We start from the raw sequence: 19,848 nt of genomic DNA on the forward strand, positions 1-19,848 counted from the left end.
ACCCCACAGATTTCTGTAAAACTACTCTAAATACCAAGCGTTCGCTTCAAATCTTCCACTTGCGAGTCCCATAAATTAATGGAATCTTTTTTCTCCCCGGGTTCGGAGAAATCCGTAATCTCAAGTGCTGTAGAACCTGTTAATTCGATTGTATGGATTATAAATTCGAAATAAGCGTTCTCATCTTCCTCGTCCACCCAGCGGTAACGGATAAAGTTCTCCGGCTTGGAGTCGATCACTGTTGCCTCTTGGGCCTCTTTACTCCATTTAAAGGTGTAGAGATTATCATTTATAATGACCTCGTCGGCGAACCAAGCGGAAAGTCCCAAAGCGGTGGTTAGGTGATTCCACAAGCTTCGTCGTGAAACTTTATCGAAAATGTATTCGATATGAAACTTCTCTTTCTTCATTGTTCTTATCCTTATATTTGCCGCAAGATACATAAAAGATTTGAAAACGACTAATTTTAATGATGAAAAAAGTAACTAATAACTAACTGATTAGGTGGAGGTCTTAAAAATTAAGCGAATTTTTTTATTGAAAATGTTGTGTAATTCAAAAATAACCCCTACTTTTGCACCGTCAATAAGAGAAATAGTGACAATAAAATGATGGCGAGATAGCTCAGCTGGTTAGAGCGCATGATTCATAATCATGAGGTCCCCGGTTCAATCCCGGGTCTCGCTACCTAGAAAAGGAGGTCAATTTTTCGATCTCCTTTTTTCTTTTGCTATCAGATGGTCTTTTGGGAGGATAAAAAAACCTGAACAATCTTTCTCGTAAACGATCTTGATTGTTCAGGCAAAATAATTATGTAACCTCGCGGTTATGTTAATTAGGTTTGCCTACATCATAATTTAAGGGTAATTATATATGTAAGCAGGGTCATAGGGTAAAATTTCGCAAATTGCTTTGCTTGATTTATAAATACAAAGATATGTATGTCTAAATGTTTTGAGTGATGGTATTTGTCTCAATAGGAGAATGTATTTCTATCATATAAATAACGCACGCCTCGGAAATCATCTGAAGCGTGCGTTTAGCATATAAAATTTAAATCTAGTTACCCTTGTTTATGTAGTGACCCTGCTGTGATTTTTATATGCTTACCCTAATGTCTGTTGCGAATATATTCATAATATTCATAGGTTGTATCTTTATTTGATCGGTATTTGTATCAGTTTAGTGTGTAAAACTATCAACAGGTGGAGTGGGCCTTGTGATGAAGCGGGTTTCCGTTAATATTTAAATAAAGTTAAGACGGTGTTCGTGTCAATATCATGGGTATTCCTATCACGGAGAATGCGGTTTTTGAGAGAAAAACAGCGCACGCCCGAAATTCTCTAATCTCGTGACGTGCGCCAAAGCATATAAAAATTGAGGGTATCTTAATTCAGTGTTATATGTTGGATAACGGTTGCCCAGTCGGCAATTACAATATTAGCCGAAACTTCTCCAGAGTACTTGAAAGTGATCTCGGTGCGTTTTCCGGGGTTTGCAGCGAATAATTCTCCGTTTTTGTCTTTTTCGCTAGAAAAAATAAGATCACCGTCCTTGTAAAGCTCTATCGTTATATTTTGAGCCGGAAAAATGGCTTGGGCTTCTGTTGTCAAATTCCCTTTTTCGTCAAAAGAAGCGGGGAAAGCGAATTCAACCTCTTCTCCTGTTGGGTTGCCATTGTAGTCCAATGAGCTTTTTGTATTTTTAATTCGATATTCAAAATTTCCGGCATTACTCCCTAGATACTTGATCAGTCCTTTCGTTGAAAGCTGGAAAATTGAAGTTTTGCGAATGATTTGTAATTCGTTTGATACGGTGGATTTTGTTGAAGAGTTCTTATGAAGCGTAACTTGTCCATAGAACAAATCGCTCGGAATATTAGCTATGCCGTTATTCTCTTTTAGACTGACTTGCAAATCGGATATAATATTGGCTTTGCTCATGTTTGAAATCTCTTCGTTTCCAGAATTGATTCCACTCCATGCGATCACGGTTATGTCATTACTGTTCGGGCAGTTAATGTCTATAGCCCGGCGAGATAAAATTGTAGATTTGTTTACATTAATCTGCTCGAAGAAATCGTTGTTTTGATCGAAGACAAATAATGTAGCTCCATTCACCTCTCCCTTGGTCGTAATGTCGTTACCATCTGAATTCATTGCTTTTAATACCACGGAGAATGGCACTTCGGCTTGTTCAATAACCTCACTCGTTGTTGCTACTACGTCATTTGAATCATCCGTGCAAGCGGAGAATGACAAAACTGTGAAAATAACAGAAACCGCAAATACGCAATTTGCGAAAAAATTACCCTTTTTCATGACCCTACTTTTTATATGCTTTACCCTTAATCTAAGTGACTTGGTTTTTTTTGACCGCCCCTCAACGGTCTTTCCTTATCACTACATCGCGAATGTATGTATAAAAATCATAGGTTGTATCTTTTATGATGGGTATTTTTATCAAAAAAGTGGGTAAAACTATCATTATACCTCTATGTCCCTTTATTGATGCATGTTTTGGATGATGCTTAAATAATGTTAATTAGTTTATTCCTATCAATTTGAGTGGTAAATATATCATCGCTGGTCCTTACTGATAGCCTTGCCTCTGTTGTGTGATAGGAATGCAGTTGTTGTTAACGTCTATTAAAACGCCAGTAAAAAACGTTCGTTTAAATCTTGCGTTTTTATGTGTATAAATTATGAAGTCTCATTGATAATCATGTTATTTTTTTATTATTTTTATCCAACTGAATAACTGAAATTTAAATAAAATTTTTGACCTTTGTAAGGCTGCAAAAAAGTTGAAGATAAAAACGCAAGATTTAAACGAACGTTTTTTACTGGCGTTTTATATAAATAACATCTTAATAATCAATGATATGAGATCAAAAGGTTTTAAAGCGAAATTTATGATGGCATTTTGGGGCTTGTTCGTTGAAGCTCATTATATTGCTGCGGCCAATGATACAATGGAGGGCTCTCAAGGAATTCTACCTTTTATCATTTTACTGATAGTGTCCATATGTGTAATAGCTTTTTTGAGTTATTATATGTATAGGTTGAAGAAAGAGTATATTGCCAAAGATGGTGAGCTTATGGCGAGAAACGATGAGCTTCTTCGGTCTGTCGATGCGTTAAGCGTAAAAAATCGGGAGATCCAACAAATGTTGGTCAATAAAATCCGTGAGACTGATAATTGGAATAGGGATAATGAGGTAGAACGGGAGGATTTGAAAAAGCGCCTTGAGGAAATGGAAAAGCTCCATAATTCGTTTTTTGTTGAAACGATTCATGAAATGCGTACTCCACTATCGCTTGTGCTTGGTTCGTTGAGTGAGTTGTTGCAACGTAAAAATGATATTGACTCTAGTGAAGCGACTCAATTATTGTCTGCTTACCGTAATACCTTGGCTCTTCAAGACCTTATCGAGCAATTGCGAAATACCCGTCATGGAGATGACGTGGCAAACCATCTTCGGATAGCTCGTTATGACATGATCAGTATAACAAAGCAGATTTGTGATTTATTCGTGGACTGGATAGCCATGAATAATGTGGAATTTCATATTAATACCCAAACCTCTGTTCTTTGGGTCTGGATAGATCGTCGGAAGATGGAGTTTGCCTTGCGTGTACTTTTATCTAATGCGTTAAAAAATACCTACCGCTTTGGAAAGATCTCGATCAATATTTCCGTGGTGCGCTCGAATGGTAAGGCTTATTGTTCTTTCTCTATCCAAGATGATGGGTTAGGAGAAAGCGAAAGTACCCGTTTGGGTTTGAAACAGATCGTGGATATGACAGAATCTTCCGGCGCTATTTTCGAAGGAATTTCATCGGAGGACGAGACGGGAACCCAATATACGATATTGATTCCATTGGGGAGAAGCCATTATATGGAACGTGCCGTGGAATTCATCGAGCCGGATGGTGATCTGGTAAAGCTGAATGAGATGCAGAAGGAGGAGATTGCCGAGTTGATCCAAGTTGTTCCGAAAAAGAAAGAGACCGGGAAGAAAATGTTGGTGATTGATGACAGTGATCAGATCCGTTGGTTCCTGCGTCATGTTTTTGCCAGTGAGTATCATGTTTCGGAAGCTCATAATGGCCAGGAGGGTGTAGAGATCGCGCGAGTTGAACGGCCGGATTTTATTTTATGTGACGTGATGATGCCCGTTAAAGATGGGCTTGCTACCTGTCGTGAAATCAAAGGCATCCCAGAATTAGCGCAAGTGCCGGTTGTCTTGCTAACCGCAAAGGTAGAGAGTGAGGATGTTATAGCCGGCATTGAATGTGGCGCCGATGATTATATAACCAAGCCATTCGATGTAGAGGTGTTACGAAGTAAGGTAAACAGTTTATTGAAACGTAGGGATGAGATGAGACGTTTCTATACGTCGAATCCTGTAGGTGCGCATCCCGAGGGAGAGAAAACGGTAAAGAAAGATGATTCCCCTTCCAATCTTTTTATGGATGCGGTTATCTCAACGATCGAGAAACATTTGGATGACCCTAGTTTTGAGGCAAAGATTTTGGCGGATTCTTTAAACATGAGTCTCCCTACATTATATAGAAAGATAAAACTCTACTCGGATAGTAGTATATTGGAGCTTACCCGTATGGTACGTTTGAAGAAAGCCGCCGAGCTGATCAGTATGCAGCGATACTCTATCCAAGAGGTTTCGGAAATGGTCGGCTTCAACGATACCGCCACTTTCCGTAAGCGTTTTACGGAACAATACGGCGTCACCCCTTCACAGTATCTGCCGGGTAAGAATTAATCGTTTTGCCATTTCCCGAATAATCGTCGGGGAATGGCAAAATTTTTTATTTGTTTTTTGAAACGATATTTTTCAACCTCTTTTTGATAGCCTTACAACGGTGCTAATCAGCCCGAAAATATCCCGAATGAAAATTTATAGTTTTACCTCTTATTTATGAAAGTAACACCTATTTACTTTTTTTTATCGTCCAAATACCTTTGCAATGTCATTAACGAACAACAGATTGGTCATGGGGAAGATTTGAACAAAGAGTTCTTGTTATGTGACTGAAAATGTAAAAAGTGATTGAGAAAGAAAGGTTTATATAAAAGATTTATTAACTCATAAAATTATATGTATATGAAACTTAGAAATTTATTATTCGGGACAATGATCGCTTGCGCGTTTGCGGCGTGTTCAAACGAGGATGATCCTATCCCTAGCGTGGATCCGACACCGGAGACAGGGATTGCGGATCTTACAGTTGTGGTAAAGAATTTGGCAAAGAATACACAGACAAAAGCTGCTGATGATTCTAATGCTAAAGAGGGCGAAACTGCGATTCACAATTTGTTTGTGGTACTTTATAATGAGGATGGGACATTCTTGCAAGTTAGTGATATTACTGCTAATAAGGATGAAGAGCAAACTAATTCAAACAATGAGATTCAGTTTAAGGGATTAAAGGCTGGTGCTTCTTATCGTGCGTTGGCTTTCGCTAATGTCCCCAAAGAGGCTCTTACTGCAACTGCTAACTCTTTTGATTTGACATCTGCTTACTATGTCTTAACCGGAGCAGAAGCGAATGGATTGCCTATGAGTAGTGGAATTAGTCCAGTATTCACTCTTGCTGAAGGTGAAAATTATTATGGTTACTCAAACGCTACAGGAGGAAACAGTATTGAATCTGGAAAACCTTTAGGATTAATTAGAAATGTGGCTCGTGTGGAATTGAGTGCTCTTTCTTTGGATATGACTCAAGTCAAGGTTAATAATAGTCAAAAATACAAATCAGGAACAATTAAGTTTGTGCCTAAAGATGTTTTTGTATTACATGGTCGTAAAAAAGCGAATGTGGCAGACCAAAGCATAAGTAATACTGCGTGGTTCAATCTGCCAGATAAGGTTTGGGGTAATATTGCCGCTACTTATGAAACAGCTAATAGAGATGATTATTATTCCGGAACCAACTCTAGTAACTCATTCGGTCGTTTTGCTGGAACTGTCGATGCTACTAATTATATAAAGGTATTGAGCACAGCAGAAACAACATATACTCAGAATTGGGATGGTACTGCTATTACTGGAAGTAAAGCAATTACTCTTGCTAATTCTTTATATTTTTATGTGTTGCCTAATGATCAGACAAAAGCGGCCAGAGAACAAGAAGATCCGGAAGAAGAAGGCCCGGCTTTCGTCTTGGATAAAACAACTTTGGCATCCGAATTGGTAATCAGTGGTGAAGTTTATATAAAAGCTATAATGAACGATAACACATCTTGGACATTCGGCGAAGAGAGTACTCCTGTATTGCGCTATTGGCCGATAAAGATTGGTATCGATGGATTAGATAGTGAAGACACATATTATGGTCAGGTACATAGAAACGTGGTTTATAACATTTCTGCTACTATCGCAGGTAATGGTTATGCAGATCCTACTCTTCCTAAGGAGGATCCTACAGCCGACTTGTTTGTAAAGACAATGGTTATGAACTGGGGTACAGCCACTCAAGCTCCTGTTATCGAATAATACTTATTCTTTGAATAATAATCAAAAGGCATTCTCTATCAACAGGGAATGCCTTTTGTTATAATATATCAATGTCCGTTGGCTGAATTAGAAAGTTAAAAGATTTATGTTTAAGAAGTTGTTCTCCCCGGACACGCACCAGACATCGTTCTATGTGTAGAGAATCTAAATCATCTACCATATCTACCATTACTTATGTAATCTTTTGATTGTAAATAATTTATCTTATGGTGGTAGATAGTGAACATCTACCACTACAAATTTCGATCTACCATCATTAGGTTACCGGAAAGATTAGCACGAACAATTACCACTAACGATAAATAATGTATAACATCCTGTATTTCAATAAATAATAGTTTTTGCATAGAAAAACAAAAGTTTTGCTATAGAGAAACTTTTGTTTCTTTAGTATGAAATAAAAGTTTCTTCAGTATGAAACCACTAACTTCACCTATTGAAACTCTTATTGGCTTTAATCCCTTTGTCTGTCTCTTATAAAATCGTATAATACTAAATATACGAGTCCGCAAGCTTGGGAAGTGATTTTTTTGCGTTTCCCATTAAAACATGGTAGATGCAGAATGAAAATTGTAGATGTTATTCCATCTGCAACCACTATATAACATATTTATTTACAATAAGTATGAGGTTGAATTGTAGATATTGTAGATATTCTCATGAAATAATATTCCGGCTCTTAGGTTCAAGACATATGGGATCGCCATCATAAGGAAAAGATAGTAAATTTTGTAGTCTCCGGATCAATTTATAACCAGAATTATACATGCAAAAAAGGCACTCCCGATAAAAGGAATGCCTTTTGGACGTTATTCAAAGAATAGATATTATTCGACAACTGAAGATTGATTTGCGCTACCCCAATCAAGAACCTTTGTCTTAACAAACAACTCAACAAAGTCTGTTGGAGGAACAGTAGGATCATCATATCCTCTACCGGCTAAAGTTGCGTCAATACTGTAAATTATATTACGATGGATCTTTCCATCCTTTAAATACTCAGCCGTAGCTGCTGCCATTTCATTCGTCGCAGCAATTTTAATAGGCCAATATGCTGTTTTCTCCGCATAGTTGTATACTGCATCACTTCCGCTCTTTTTAGCATTTTCGAGCTTATAAGTACCTTTAACTACAATTTCAGTTGCAAGATCCTCTGGTTTGAAATTTTCAGCACCATTCATTTCACGAGCAGCCTTAACTTGGGGATTTTCGAACACATAGAATTTAGGGGCGATTGTGATAGTCGCAGACACACCATCTTCAGTTGCGATATTCTGTACCAATGCGGTGGTTGGTAAACTGGCCTTGTATCCTTCAATAATAGAACCTCTCATATTCGTAAACATAGCGTCATCATTCACGAAATCTCCTCTATAACCTGAAGCATAATCTGTAGCATTAGCAGCATAAGTTGCGGACACATTACCCCATACGGTATTGCTAACGACATTCCACCAGCTATTGCCATTACCCATATCTGCTGCATTGGACTTCGTCCGCCCATGCATGATGAATACACATTCTGGTACAATCGTCGCAATTCCTTCAACGTATACATCTTTTGCAGCTCTAGTCATGTCTAAGCTAAGTCCCGTAAAATCAATGCGCGCTACATTTCTTATCAAGTACAAGGGATCTGCTACAAGAATATGTTCACCTTCTCCCGCTGTTTTAGTATATCCATAATAGTTTTTACCTGCTTGTAAAGTGAATGGATCAGACAAACCACTACTCATTGGTAAATAGTTTTCTGCGAATCCGGCAGCTGGCATCGTATATACAGGAGATACAAAGTTGTCAATTGTTGTACCAGCCAGTGAGATTTCAGGCATATTAGCAAATGCGATAGCACGTAATTGCGCACCTTCTGTCAGTCCGGCAAATTGAACCTCATCATTATCCGCAGCAGCATCCTCATTGGCAATATCAGAAGTTGAAGCGACAAGCGCTCCAGTTTCAGCATCATAAAGAGCAACTGTTAAGTTTGTAATTTTAGCTTCATTTTCAGTCTGTGTCCCCTCCGCTGCAGCTTTAGTCAAACTTCTAGCCACATTTTTCACAGAAATAGTCAGTGTTGCGTTATTTTCCCCTGTTTGCGGTTGATCCGGTCCTACGATAGGATCATCCTCGTTTGAACACGCCGCGAACACGCAAGCGATCATTGTCCCGAATAATAAATTTCTAAGTTCTATTGGGGAATGGTTATAGGGGGTTGTTCTTTAGTTGATTAGGCTTTTGTTGTGTGAAGGGAAGTAACAACTCAGTAGTATTAATTACCCTCAACGTTACTTCTTTAATCGAGGTTTTTATTACATTTGCCGTATGATCTCCCGTCAGGGCGAGACTCCGTTGGAAAAAACAATTTATGTATTGAAGAATATGAATCTATTTGATATGTCCCCATTTAAAGAAAAAGAGGCATACTTCCGACGCTTGCTCGACGTAGCGAATGTGAATGCCTTGTCCCCCAAGGAGCGTGCGACGTACGATGAGAATCTGAAGATCTACCGTGACTGGAAGGCCACGATGGAGTATGCCGTGGAGGAGGCGGAAACAAAAGGTAAAGCAGAAGGTGAGCGTTTGGCTACCCTTCGCAACGCTCGTAACATGAAGAAAGCCGGTGTCGATCTTTCATTGATCGCCGAATGCACGGGGCTTTCGTTGGAAATAATACAAAGTCTTTGATCAGATTGGCCGGTTGCGGACTGAACCTATAGCGGATGACACGGATCAAGAAGGATACTTCTCTGAAAGATCCGTGTCATCCGAATCAGAAGTAATATCCGTCTCATGCGTCTAACACCCCATTAAACCGGTCTATTGCCTGTCTTTTACTAGCATCGATGATTTTTGCGTATACTTGTGTGGAGATGATGTTCTTGTGTCCTAGTAATTTACATACTGTATACAAGTCAATGCCAAGAGCTAGTGAAAGAGTGGCGAAAGTATGGCGGCTTACGTGGAAAGTGATAGGCTGTGCAAGGAAAAGCGGACAGGTGAAGATAAAACATAAATCGTTTGAAATGAGCTTTGTTTCAGCATTCTGCCAAGTGGAGAAAATGCAAATAATAACGGAATATTGAGGTTGTTCAGTTACCAAACCGTTAGCCGGGCAGTTACCGAAACAGGAATAGGTAACGGCAGGCAATGAAAAGAAATCCTCACCGTTTTGTTTGCGCTCATACACAATGTTTTGCATATCAAGGAACGCTTATACGGCAAGTAATTTTGCACTAAAAAATATAAGCGTATGAAAGTAGAAAAATTCAAGGTGTTGCTCTACCTCAAAAAGAGCGGACTGGACAAATCGGGAAAGGCTCCCATCATGGGACGCATCACGGTAAACCGCACAATGGCACAGTTCGGATGCAAGCTGTCCTGCACTCCCGGATTATGGAATCCCCGTGAAAGCCGTCTGAACGGCAAGAGCAAGGAAGCGGTGGAAACCAATGCCAGGATTGAAAAACTGCTGTTGGCGGTGAACGCCGCATTCGACAGCCTTGTGTCCCGTAAGGTCGGTTTTGACGCCACCGATGTGAAAGACCTTTTTCAAGGCAGCATGGAAACGCAGATGACCCTCATGAAAATGACAGATGCAATCTGTGACGACATTAAGGCACGTATCGGCATAGACCGTGCGAAAGGGACTTATCCCGGTTATCACTATATGCGGCTGACACTCGGGGAGTTCATCGAAACCAAGTACAAGGTCAAGGATTTGGCTTTCGGACAATTGACGGAACAGTTCATTCACGACTATCAGGCCTTCGTCACGGAAGATAAAGGCTATGCGATAGATACCGTCCGCCACCACCTTGCCATCCTGAAGAAAACCTGCCGCCTTGCCTACATGAAAGGGTATTCCGAGAAATGCCATTTTCAACATTTCGCTCTGCCTCGGCAATCAGAAAGGACTCCACGGGCATTGAGCCGCGAATCGTTCGAAAGAATCCGTGACGTGGAAATACCGCCATACAGGAAGACGCACATACTGGCACGCGACCTTTTTTTGTTTGCCTGCTACACGGGCGTGTCATACGCTGATGTGGTTTCCATCACGGACGAGAACCTGTACATGGACGAGAACGGGGCGTTATGGCTGAAATACCGCCGGAAGAAAAACGAACATCGGGCGAGCGTCAAACTACTGCCTGAAGCGTTGGCACTGCTTGAAAAATACAGGGATGAAACACGGGAGACGCTTTTTCCGATAATCCACCACCCGAACATGAAACGGCACATGAAAGCGTTGGCTGCACTGGCAGGCATCAAGGATAACTTGTGCTATCATCAGGCGCGCCATAGTTTTGCTTCGCTGATAACACTCGAAGCGGGTGTGCCGATAGAAACCATCAGCCGGATGTTGGGACATTCCGATATTTCCACCACTCAGGTCTATGCCCGTGTCAGTCCGAAAAAACTTTTCGAGGATATGAACAAGTTCATAGAAGCGACTCAAGATTTCAAACTAACCCTATAAATCAAATAACGATATGCGAAGCACATTTTCATTATTGCCATACATCAACCGTAGCAAGGTAAAGGCTGACGGAACGACTGCCGTACTCTGCCGTATAACCATTGACGGAAAACAGACTGCCATAAGCACAGGTATCTATTGCCGCCCGGAAGACTGGAACAGAAAGAAAAACGAGATAAAGACCATCAGGGAGAACAACCGCTTACGGGAATACCTGCGTCTGATGGAAGAAGCCTACTTAGAGATATTGAAATCGCAAGGCATGGTCAGTGCGGAGATACTGAAGAACCATATCGCCATGAATAATATTCATCCGACCACCCTCCTGCAAATGGGGGAATGGGAAAGGGAGCGGTTAAGGAAACATTCTGCAGAAATAGATTCAATATCTTCCTACCGCCATTCCATGTACTATCAGAAGTACCTGACGGATTATCTTGCGTCTTTTGGAAAGAAGGACATCGCCCTTGAAGAAGTGACGGAAGATTTCGGCAAATCTTACAAGGCATATCTTAAGAAATGCAAGAATTTCGGGGCTTCCCAGACCAACAAATGCCTATGCTGGCTGAACCGTCTGCTTTATTTGGCTGTCGATAAAGAGATTATCCGTGTGAATCCCTGCGAGGATCTGGAATACGAACCAAAGCCGGAAGCAAGGCACAAGTACATCAGCCGTGAGGAGTTCAAGAGAATCCTTGCCACCCCGATGTATGATAAGCGTCAGGAGCTTGCAAGACGGGCATTCATCTTTTCCACACTGACGGGATTGGCGTATGTGGATATAAAGCTTCTGCACCCGCATCATATCGGACGCAATGCAGAAGGCAGATGTTACATCCGCATCAACCGCAAGAAAACAAATGTGGAGGCGTTCATCCCCCTGCATCCCATAGCGGAGCGGATATTGTCACTGTACAATACGACCGATGACGAACAGCCCGTATTTCCTCTTCCGAGCCGTGATGCCCTCTGGTTTGATATCCACGAGATGGGTGTTATCATAGGCAAAGAGGAAAATTTGAGCTATCATCAAAGTCGGCACAGCTTCGGAACATTCCTGATTTCGGCGGATATACCTATCGAAAGTATTGCCAAGATGATGGGGCATTCCAATATCCGGACGACACAGGGTTACGCACGGATAACCGATGATAAAATCTCAAAGGACATGGACAAGCTGATGGAACGCAGGAAAATACAATCTATCGGCGAAAAGACAGATAACAATAAGTAAACAGTATCAATTCAGTACATTATGGACAGAGGAATAATAACAATCAGTGAAACGGGTACGGTCACGATGCCGACCGTATCCGTATGGATGACGCAACAAGAGATAGCCGACCTGTTCGGGGTGTTCTCATGCGATGTCCGCAAGGCGATTCATGCCATCTACAAGAACAAGGAACTGAATGAACTTGATACAATGAAGTATCTCAGGCAACCGGATGGCATCAGTTATGACGTTTATGATATTGAAATGGTTATAGCCGTTGCATTCAGGATATGCAGTAAAGAGAGTGTCTTGTTCAGACGGTTTATAATAAATGAAATTAGCACCATTAAGAAAGCTACACCGATTACACTATTTGTTGCCAGTGTCAGAGGTAATAACCGATGGTATAGTTGAGGCTTATTCCATCAGCCACTCGTTCCCGATACACGGATGCAAAGGTAGCGTATGGCTTGATGGCAGCAGCAAGGTCAGGCGGCAGAGCCGTTTCGGGCAGAATCTTCCTCCTGCGGAGCGTATTCAACCCGAAAACCTTGCCATTGCCTGCCATACGCTTGAAGAGCATCCGGCAACGGAAACAAGTGACTGATGGGGAATCAGAAGAAAAAAGAGAGGAACGGCTTACAGACGAAGCTGGATTTTGACGCTCCGTCCGTAAACCGTTCCTTTCTCTTTTTGCCGAAAGTCCGTTGCTGACGCAATCACAGGGCAGACGGCAAACTGCGCTCCTTCAAGAAAATCAGGTTGCCGTCTGTCGGTAAGCGGAGCGGTAGCCGCCAGCAAGCATCCTTTCGATGTCCGATTCACGGTAGAGAATTTTGCCGCCTAACTGGATATAGGCTATGCGTCCTTCGTTTCGATAGTCCTGAAGTGTCCGGCGGCTCACTTTCAGCCGTGCCGACACTTCCTTGTCAGTGAAGAAACGCTCTCCGTTCAGTGTCGGGCGGTAATTGGCGGTCAGATGCTCAAAGTTGTCCAAAAGACGGTCGAGACTGCCCATGAAGTGGATTATCCACTCGTTGTCCTTGTTTATCAGTTCATTCATGTTACTTTGGATTTAGTGGGTATTGTTAGTTTACTTCGTTCATTTCATCAAGTTTATATAGTTCTTCCTTTGAACTTTGCTTCCTTGCGCCTGTCCTCCACAACGGAAACAATGCGCTGTACATCATCGGGACGGTAGTAGGTCTTGTGGTTTATCTGAGAGTAAGCCAGCGTTCCATTGTCCCGAAGCGTCTGCAATGTGCGTGGACTGATGTTGAGCATCCGGCAAACGTCCTGATTGTCCATCCACTCGCCCATCTTCTTTTCTCCGTGCCGCCGACAGATGGCATCCATGCGACTGACGAAACGGTCGAACTTGGCGACCATCGCCTCAAAGGTCTTTCTTTCAATTGATACGATTTCCATATACAATACTTTTTTATTGTTACTGTTTCTTTTGCCACAAAGGAATATATAATCTGTTATCCGGCAATGGATTTCCCGGAAGTGGAAGCATGTGGCACAGGTTGGTAGAGGTTGGCACAGATTGGGACTATATTCTTAATTCCGGAAATCAGGAATGTGGCAAGAGAAAAAACAAGGGCTTAATTCAAACCTGACTGTGATTGCACCTTTGTTCTTCCGGTTATTCATATCCGGCAAATCTGTGAAGTTCTCACCAATATCTCTATCATCATAAAGCAAAGTCTCACAATATTGCCTAATCGAATCCAAGTTATTGACTGACTGTACTAAAACATCTTACTTTGCTTGCAACAATCGGTCGAGGTACTGACCAAGACCACAGTAATAACTTAATCAACCTGTTTTATGACAATGAAAAGAGAACCAAGTATCAGTGAGCAGCAGGCTCGTGAAATCGTGGAAAGAATGGGACGCAGGGAATCCCGCAGTGAGAAGTCTATGGACGACTTCTACAGGAACGTCGGGCTGGACCCGGAACAGCTGGCACAACCCGGCAAGACCGTCACGAAAAAAGCGGAAACAGCTACGGCGGATGAACCGTCAGGCGGAACACCCGAAGATATGGCAGTGCCGCAGAAGCGTGCCAGCAGCAAGCAACGCAGGCTGTCGCTGGACGAGTACCGTACCACTTACCTGCGAGTACCCAAAATAACCGACCGAAAGCCTGTGTTCGTCAGCGGTGAGGTGCGTGACCAGCTGGACGGGATTGTCCGCCGTCTCGGCGGGCGTGGCATGAGCGCATCGGGACTTATTGAGAACCTCGCCCGCCTGCACCTTGAAACCTACCGGGAGGATATCGAGCAGTGGCGCAAACTCTGAGCGGATTACGGTAGAACCGGTCAAGCCGGTGAATACACTCCATCGGTTTGACCGATATTCCAAATGAGTTATTATACTCACAAACCAATCCGACAAGTGGAGGATTCTTGTGTCCTCAAAGACACAGCAAGATATATTTTCAGTTACCCGAATAATTCTAAGTAACTGAAAACACCTTCACTGCCGTGGGCAGAATTATCCTCCGCAGTCGAATAATTTCGGGGTTCCTTAATCAAAGATTAAACAATGGACAAGCCATAAAATTGAAAGAATAAGAAGAATGAAAAAGAAGAGCAAGTACGGGAGAAATCCCAAATTGAATCCGAAGACACACTGTGTGATGGTGCGCTTCGATGATATGGAATGGAACAGGTTCCTGACGATGTACGAGGAATCACAGGTGTATGCGAAAGCCGTCTTTCTGAAGGCGCATTTCTTCGGACAGAAGTTCAGGGTACATAAAGTGGACAAAGCAATGTTGGAATACTGTACCAAGCTGTCCGACTTTCATGCCCAGTTCCGCGGCATAGGCACCAATTACAACCACGTCGTGAAGGAATTGCGCATCCATTTTTCGGAGAAGAAGGCGATGGCGTTGCTCTACAAGCTGGAGAAACATACCATCAACCTTGTGAAGTTGAGCCGGGAGATTGTGGAACTTTCAAGGGAGATGTATGCCAAATGGGAACAACAGAAGGAATAATTCCATACCACACTAAGCGCCCGCAGATACGCAGCCCGGTGAATGAACGATATCCGTATGGCAACTTCATTGCCGACCATATCATTGTCGAACGACCTGTGGGTCTGTTTAAGAATGAAAACCGTCCGAAAGGGATAAAAATATAACTTTTATTGTGGGCAGTAACGTTATTGTTTTCGTTACTGCCCACAATAATAATCCTTATCGCTTTTGGATATTGTGCTGATAGAAGTTGGTACAGACAAATTTAATAAAATAGTACAAAATGCAATGCAATTCTTTATGCGTTGCACACTTGATTTCCTATTTTGCAGAATTGCAGAGACATGTTTTTCTATCATCTTCTTGCACATCTGTTTGTATGGGAATATGTCTGATTCTTAATATCATATACGAAATTATTGCAACAACCAAAGCAAATACGGCAATACCTATAAATGACACATGTAAACCATAGCGTTTTCCTATGAATCCGATTATAACCGGACCAAGGAGTATGCCAGAATATCCAAGGGCATTAATAAAGCTAATAATGTTGTGTATTGCCATCCCTTTTATGTGGACCGCGAAGGAAACCAATTGAGGGACTACATTGGCGGCACCGCAACCGACCATTGCAAAGCCAACGGCAGCAGCCACGGCACTATCAACTAATACTATTGTCATGAAACCGACAGCAATAAGCAATGCTCCTCCGGCCACAACAACCCTTTGTCCTAATTGATCAACTATTTTGTCACCGCATAGTCTCATAATTGTCATTGATACAGCAAAAGCTGTGTAGAAAAATCCTGCCATAGACATACTAATTCCACGCTCTTGACTGACAAATATTGCCGACCAACCCATTACAGCACCCTCTGAGGCATACATGATAAAGCACAATAATCCAACCACGATAACCGTAGGAGGAATATATAATCTGCTTTTCCTTGATTTCTCAACCGGTGAGTCAGACACAAATTCTTCTTTTGATAATAAATAACTACATTTGAACACCAGCGCAAGCAATATGAACACCATACAAATAACGACAGCCCATTTAGGCATGAGTCCCAAAGTAAACAGCACGCTCATCGCTCCGGCACCAATCAGTGTGCCCAACGAATAGCCGCCATGAAAACCAGACATAAGATGCTGTCCCGTCATGCGCTCGATGGTAACGCCATTCATGTTTGCCGCAACATCAATGGTGATGGTACAACTTCCAAAAACCATAAGCATCACGCCTGTCAGCCATATATTTATAAGCAGGCTTATTGCTAACAATGCGAAAGCCATCAGCAATCCCGAAACATAAACCACCTTCTTTGCGCCAAAACGATTTACAAGAAAGCCAGAAAGCGGAAGTGCGCAGATAGAGCCAAATCCACTGCACAGCATAAGTAGCCCAAGAGTACCCTCGTCTATTGCAAAAGAACTCTTGACGTATGGTACAAGCGGTGCCCACGCAGCCTCGAGAACCCCTATTATCATAAAGGCAACACGATTGGAAACAAGCAAATGTTTATGTTGGTTATGAGGAATATTCATCTTAAACTAATAAAAAAGACATATTGCAACATCATATTGAAAATGAAATAAAAATTCACTTCTTTGAAGAATTTACCCCCCGCAACAGTTGTCTGTGGCAGGGGTAATCTTTCTATTTGGGCATCATGAACTTCATTTCCTTTGGATTACAGCTTACTTGTTTGCAGTCTGTTTGAATCCTGTGTCTTCTGCTGACCAAGACTTCCATTTGCACTCCCCGACTTCCATTTCAGAGAACTGTGCAGTGAATGAATGTTCAACCGGGCTTGCCGCATATATTCCAAACGAGATCTCTCCATCACCTTTGTCTAAATGGAATGTACGCATCTGGTGGAAAGTGATACCGTCAGTACTCGTTTCTATATAATAGTCGCTTTCTCGGCGGCTAAGACGATACCACATTTCCTTTATTGAAGAGGGTATGTCATGTGTGGCCCAGTCGGAATATCCGTTATTTGTCACCACACTGCCCAGTCTTTGATATTCCTCGTTCTCGTATTCAATTGACGCCTTCATCCAGTTATCACTATCAAGATAGATTGCGATACCGCATTGGTCAAACAAGGCAGAACTGTTGAACGATGTCTTTACGGTGAAAGAAAAGAATTTGTCAGAGGTTTTCATTTGCAGCACCGGAGCATTGTCATTGCTAAACCCATAATAGGTGCGCTGCCACAGATCGGTATGAGGTTCTGAAACGATTGTGATCAAGGAGTCTGTGATAGTATATTGTTTTGGTTCACGGATCCAAAACAGGTTTTCCGCCACAAATGGCTTTAAGGTTGTGTCTTTTACTTCCATATTCGATTTGTTTGTTGTAGCATATTGTTGTTTCTGCTCATTTTGACAAGATGACAAGGCGCATGCAAGCAGTGACAATGCTATGATAAATTGATTTCTGTTCATTGTTTATAAAATCTGATTATAGTGTAAAATAAGGGCTTTATTCCTCGTTTAGTTTGCCTATGCGGAAATCGGGAACAACCTCTTGCTTAAGCGATACTTCCGTGAAATAGCAGGTGTGTTCATTGTCTTTAGGACTTTGGGAACTCAAGCCAAGAAGTAACTTTTCAGGAAAATCATTCCTGTAGAGACGAGCCATGTGCCATATTTTCCCATCTTCTGAAAAATAACTGCCAAGAGTGGTGCCATCGGAGGATAATCTCATATAAACATGCGGACCTATAATTACCTGATGATTATTGTCATCGGAGGTACCTATTGTGCGAACCGACACCACTCGATGGTCACCATATTCATCCTGCTCGAAACATAGTTTTTGACAATGCGTGTCATTCTCGTATGCGTATAACACACCAGCAGAATATGTTCCGGTTTTAGTAAAGTTCGGCTGTACTTTAGCCGTGAAAGTGAAAGGTTTGGTGTTGTCAACCTCTGTGAAGATGACCGCAGAGTTATTGACTACGCTTCCATCCGGGGAACGGAAATAATCAGTTTGAGGACCGGCCACAAATTTGAGCGTGTCGCCAAGAAGTGTGATGCCATTCTCTCCGCCGTTTTTCGACTTTGTAAAACGAATTCCTCCTACATTGATGTCGCATGTGGCGAGTTCAACGTTTTCTGTTGTAGCTTTCTTGTCAGAATTTCCCGCTTTTTTCTCTGGTTCTTTCTGGGTGCATCCAGCCATTACAAGACTTGCAATGATTGCGATAAATACTAATTTTTTCATTATGATATTGATTTGATTATTATTAAATTGCAATTTCCTTGTGATTTATTTGCGGTTGCAAAGTTAGATAGAACAAAAGATGTGCACAATACTGATTTCTAACCAATTTTCGCATCAATAGCAATAGGAATTAGCTATTATTTGTTGAATATCAATCCTCTACGGCCTACTACCAACGAATTATCAGGAACATCTTGGGTTATGGTACATCCATGTGACATGACACAACCATTACCAACACTAAAGCTACCCGCGACAATTATAGTTCCTGTACCAAAAACACAACGATTGCCTATTCTTGCTCCCGGAAACAAAATAAGTTCTCCTCCTATGATATTATTATCTCCGATATAGATGTCATCACCTACTCCTGTGCAATAAATAGAAGCTCCGTGTGTAAGAGAAACGCCTTTACCAAAATGAATTGGCACAGAACTAAAAATACGTTCACATTCATTTTGCAGAACTGTTATGCCTGCTTCCAATTCTAATTTACCAGCAAATTGATTCATCTTTTTCGCTTTTATATGCCCGCAAAATTACGAACCAATAATAACTGGTACAACACTGATTTTTAACCAATCATAAAGCAAGAGGGCTCATTAAATAAGATTCATTCTTAATGCGATTTCTACAGCAGCCGCAGTATTAGCGACTTTTAATGAAGCTAAAATATCCTGACGATGGCGATTAACGGTATAAACGGAAATATTTAGGTTGTCTGCAATCTGTTTACTGGGCACCCCTTTCGCTATTAGTGATAGTATTTCAAGTTGTCGCCGACTAAGGATTTTTCGGTCGCATGCTTCGTACACGTTTCGTCTAACGGTTTCTCCTGTCACGAGATTTACAATAATACCGTCTTGTTTGTTATGAGAACCAAAGTATGGAGAATAAGTGCATAGACCGAGAATGACACTTCCACCGTTGCTACAACTAAAATATCTCGTTGTATGTAATATTTTTATTGTCTCATTACTCCCTGTCCGATAGAAACTGATTATACACGAAGCCGAGAAATTTGTCTTTTCATTTATGGGAAGTTCTTTTATAAAGTTGAAGAAACGAAGTTCGAGTATATGACGTTGAATAAGCTCTTCTTCATTCGCGTGGCTGAAAACAGTATTTTCAAAGGCGGATGTATGGTCAACCATATATTCCGGGAAGTCCATTATAGTTTGACCGAATCTGCCAGAATATATATGACATTCGTTGTTTTGAAAATCTGACACAACTGCTATACCTTCTGTTGCAAGAGCATAACCATTTGCGCACGCTCTTGCTTGAGCAAGCATAAATTCTTTATTTTCAGTATCTTCAAACTGCTGCTCAGTCAGAAGTGATTTTAGTTGATGTTCCTGTTCCATAGTGAATTGGT

At 41.5% G+C, this 19,848-nt stretch carries 20 protein-coding genes and 1 tRNA gene; 10 read left to right on the forward strand and 11 right to left on the reverse strand.

The features are described 5' to 3' along the window. Positions 1 to 26 precede the first annotated feature (26 nt). Entirely contained in the window at positions 27 to 410 is a 384-nt protein-coding gene (locus tag NBH16_RS13560; RefSeq protein WP_005859472.1) for an START-like domain-containing protein, read from the reverse strand. A 203-nt stretch (positions 411 to 613) separates the two neighbouring features. Here NBH16_RS13560 and NBH16_RS13565 point away from each other — a divergent pair. Beyond that, positions 614 to 687 (forward strand) — tRNA-Met (locus NBH16_RS13565). Between the two features lie 701 nt (positions 688 to 1,388). Here the strand turns inward: NBH16_RS13565 and NBH16_RS13570 are convergent. Continuing rightward, positions 1,389 to 2,321 (reverse strand): FimB/Mfa2 family fimbrial subunit, encoded by a 933-nt coding sequence (locus tag NBH16_RS13570; protein ID WP_005867545.1) that lies wholly within the window; start codon positions 2,319 to 2,321, stop codon positions 1,389 to 1,391. A gap of 563 nt (positions 2,322 to 2,884) precedes the next feature. Here NBH16_RS13570 and NBH16_RS13575 point away from each other — a divergent pair. Together NBH16_RS13575 and NBH16_RS13580 are read left to right on the forward strand one after the other, a co-directional pair. Beyond that, entirely contained in the window at positions 2,885 to 4,786 is a 1,902-nt protein-coding gene (locus NBH16_RS13575; protein ID WP_250788729.1) for a hybrid sensor histidine kinase/response regulator transcription factor, read from the forward strand. A 342-nt stretch (positions 4,787 to 5,128) separates the two neighbouring features. Then, positions 5,129 to 6,520: a fimbrial protein gene (locus NBH16_RS13580; RefSeq protein ID WP_250788731.1), complete on the forward strand. Its 1,392-nt coding sequence runs from the start codon at positions 5,129 to 5,131 to the stop codon at positions 6,518 to 6,520. 848 nt (positions 6,521 to 7,368) lie between these two features. Here NBH16_RS13580 and NBH16_RS13585 read toward each other — a convergent pair. Next, positions 7,369 to 8,703 (reverse strand): fimbrial protein, encoded by a 1,335-nt coding sequence (locus NBH16_RS13585; RefSeq protein ID WP_057319179.1) that lies wholly within the window; start codon positions 8,701 to 8,703, stop codon positions 7,369 to 7,371. Between the two features lie 160 nt (positions 8,704 to 8,863). Between NBH16_RS13585 and NBH16_RS13590 the strand changes: the two genes are divergently transcribed. Next, positions 8,864 to 9,226 (forward strand): PD-(D/E)XK nuclease family transposase, encoded by a 363-nt coding sequence (locus NBH16_RS13590; protein ID WP_122143914.1) that lies wholly within the window; start codon positions 8,864 to 8,866, stop codon positions 9,224 to 9,226. A gap of 103 nt (positions 9,227 to 9,329) precedes the next feature. On the opposite strand, the gene NBH16_RS13595 is transcribed toward NBH16_RS13590, so the two are convergent. After that, a complete protein-coding gene (locus NBH16_RS13595; RefSeq protein ID WP_250788733.1) occupies positions 9,330 to 9,740 on the reverse strand; it encodes a tyrosine-type recombinase/integrase in 411 nt (136 codons plus the stop codon). A gap of 51 nt (positions 9,741 to 9,791) precedes the next feature. Here NBH16_RS13595 and NBH16_RS13600 point away from each other — a divergent pair, with 51 nt between their 5' ends. Genes NBH16_RS13600 through NBH16_RS13615 form a run of 4 tightly spaced genes read left to right on the forward strand, consistent with a single transcriptional unit; the run spans position 9,792 to position 12,844 of the window. Continuing rightward, positions 9,792 to 11,021 carry a site-specific integrase gene (locus tag NBH16_RS13600; RefSeq protein ID WP_250788734.1) on the forward strand — a complete coding sequence of 410 codons (1,230 nt, stop codon included), beginning with the start codon at positions 9,792 to 9,794 and terminating at the stop codon, positions 11,019 to 11,021. Between the two features lie 13 nt (positions 11,022 to 11,034). Next, positions 11,035 to 12,255 carry a site-specific integrase gene (locus NBH16_RS13605; RefSeq protein WP_250788736.1) on the forward strand — a complete coding sequence of 407 codons (1,221 nt, stop codon included), beginning with the start codon at positions 11,035 to 11,037 and terminating at the stop codon, positions 12,253 to 12,255. Between the two features lie 21 nt (positions 12,256 to 12,276). After that, positions 12,277 to 12,651 carry a virulence RhuM family protein gene (locus NBH16_RS13610; protein ID WP_250788737.1) on the forward strand — a complete coding sequence of 125 codons (375 nt, stop codon included), beginning with the start codon at positions 12,277 to 12,279 and terminating at the stop codon, positions 12,649 to 12,651. Then, complete coding sequence (locus tag NBH16_RS13615; protein WP_250788738.1) at positions 12,620 to 12,844, forward strand: hypothetical protein; 225 nt, start codon at positions 12,620 to 12,622, stop codon at positions 12,842 to 12,844. The genes NBH16_RS13610 and NBH16_RS13615 overlap by 32 nt, the downstream gene beginning before the upstream one ends. Before the next feature lie 150 nt (positions 12,845 to 12,994). On the opposite strand, the gene NBH16_RS13620 is transcribed toward NBH16_RS13615, so the two are convergent. Next, a complete protein-coding gene (locus NBH16_RS13620) occupies positions 12,995 to 13,300 on the reverse strand; it encodes a helix-turn-helix domain-containing protein (protein ID WP_121765799.1) in 306 nt (101 codons plus the stop codon). A gap of 53 nt (positions 13,301 to 13,353) precedes the next feature. After that, a complete protein-coding gene (locus tag NBH16_RS13625) occupies positions 13,354 to 13,665 on the reverse strand; it encodes a helix-turn-helix domain-containing protein (protein ID WP_032536671.1) in 312 nt (103 codons plus the stop codon). Positions 13,666 to 14,076: 411 nt separating this feature from the next. Here NBH16_RS13625 and NBH16_RS13630 point away from each other — a divergent pair, with 411 nt between their 5' ends. Together NBH16_RS13630 and mobA are read left to right on the forward strand one after the other, a co-directional pair. After that, positions 14,077 to 14,544 carry a DUF3408 domain-containing protein gene (locus NBH16_RS13630; protein WP_250788750.1) on the forward strand — a complete coding sequence of 156 codons (468 nt, stop codon included), beginning with the start codon at positions 14,077 to 14,079 and terminating at the stop codon, positions 14,542 to 14,544. 280 nt (positions 14,545 to 14,824) lie between these two features. Then, on the forward strand, positions 14,825 to 15,247 hold the full coding sequence (gene mobA / locus NBH16_RS13635; protein WP_195211760.1) for a conjugal transfer protein MobA: 423 nt from the start codon (positions 14,825 to 14,827) through the stop codon (positions 15,245 to 15,247). Positions 15,248 to 15,550: 303 nt separating this feature from the next. Here the strand turns inward: mobA and NBH16_RS13640 are convergent, their stop codons facing one another. The 5 genes from NBH16_RS13640 to NBH16_RS13660 all read right to left on the reverse strand — a co-directional run bounded on the left by NBH16_RS13640 (position 15,551) and on the right by NBH16_RS13660 (position 19,837). Then, positions 15,551 to 16,780, reverse strand: coding sequence for an MFS transporter (locus NBH16_RS13640; protein WP_250788739.1), 1,230 nt, complete (start codon positions 16,778 to 16,780; stop codon positions 15,551 to 15,553). Positions 16,781 to 16,933: 153 nt separating this feature from the next. Continuing rightward, positions 16,934 to 17,581: a DUF1349 domain-containing protein gene (locus NBH16_RS13645; protein WP_195211767.1), complete on the reverse strand. Its 648-nt coding sequence runs from the start codon at positions 17,579 to 17,581 to the stop codon at positions 16,934 to 16,936. Between the two features lie 142 nt (positions 17,582 to 17,723). Further along, the gene (locus tag NBH16_RS13650) at positions 17,724 to 18,470 is read right to left on the reverse strand and encodes a DUF1349 domain-containing protein (RefSeq protein ID WP_195211758.1); all 747 of its coding nucleotides are present in this window, start codon (positions 18,468 to 18,470) and stop codon (positions 17,724 to 17,726) included. Positions 18,471 to 18,607: 137 nt separating this feature from the next. Then, positions 18,608 to 18,982: an acyltransferase gene (locus NBH16_RS13655; protein WP_005678303.1), complete on the reverse strand. Its 375-nt coding sequence runs from the start codon at positions 18,980 to 18,982 to the stop codon at positions 18,608 to 18,610. Positions 18,983 to 19,072: 90 nt separating this feature from the next. Beyond that, the gene (locus NBH16_RS13660) at positions 19,073 to 19,837 is read right to left on the reverse strand and encodes a response regulator transcription factor (RefSeq protein WP_044246362.1); all 765 of its coding nucleotides are present in this window, start codon (positions 19,835 to 19,837) and stop codon (positions 19,073 to 19,075) included. Positions 19,838 to 19,848 lie beyond the last annotated feature (11 nt).

It is taken from the genome of Parabacteroides sp. Y3-G-102 (assembly GCF_023656845.1).
GTDB classification, from domain to species: Bacteria; Bacteroidota; Bacteroidia; order Bacteroidales; family Tannerellaceae; genus Parabacteroides; species Parabacteroides distasonis.